Source organism: Virgibacillus salarius (assembly GCF_039521925.1).
Classification (GTDB): Bacteria; Bacillota; Bacilli; order Bacillales; family Amphibacillaceae; genus Virgibacillus; species Virgibacillus salarius.
In genome coordinates this window covers 1-661 of the sequence record NZ_BAAACY010000101.1, presented here as the reverse complement: position 1 = coordinate 661, position 661 = coordinate 1, and the positions used below count along the sequence as shown (strand labels likewise).

The following is a 661-nucleotide window of genomic DNA, read 5'->3' as shown; positions in this document are numbered from 1 at the left end:
ATAAAACTTACCCGATGAAGCGAATCGAATATATGTTGAAAGACAGTAATGCTCAGCTGGTGTTGACAGATAATGACGCAGAGAAATTGGGCGCATTTTCTGGAGAGCGGTTGGATATAACGAATGAGAGCTTGTATGTCGGAAATACGAGCAATTTATCTATTGAACACCATCCAACAAACTTAGCATATATCATGTATTCGTCAGGGAGTACAGGAGAACCAAAGGGAATTCTAATCGAACAGCGAAATGTCGTCCGTCTCGTTAAGCATACAAGCTATATCCAATTCAATGAAGGCGATCGAATCCTCCAGACAGGATCACTCGTGTTTGATGCCTCAACATTTGAGATATGGGGAAGTCTATTAAATGGACAGAGTCTGTATTTAACGAAGAAAGAGACCATCCTTTCGGTAGAAAAATTAGAAAACGCCATCGAGAAGCATTCCATCACTTTAATGTGGCTAACGGTTGCGTTGTTTAATCAATTAGCACAGGAGAAGCCAGATATGTTTCGCCATCTACGATGCCTCCTCGTTGGGGGAGACGTCCTATCTACAAAGCATATTCAACTAGTTCGTAGTCATTGTTCAAACATACAGATCATTAATGGTTATGGCCCAACCGAAAATACGACTTTTTCTACGACATTACCAATCGA

The 661-nt window shown here is 40.8% G+C and carries 1 protein-coding gene; it reads left to right on the top strand.

Annotated elements, in window-relative coordinates; all coding sequences use genetic code 11:
- On the top strand, positions 1–661 hold a 661-nt coding region (locus ABDZ84_RS13440; RefSeq protein ID WP_343781884.1), incomplete at both ends, for an AMP-binding protein.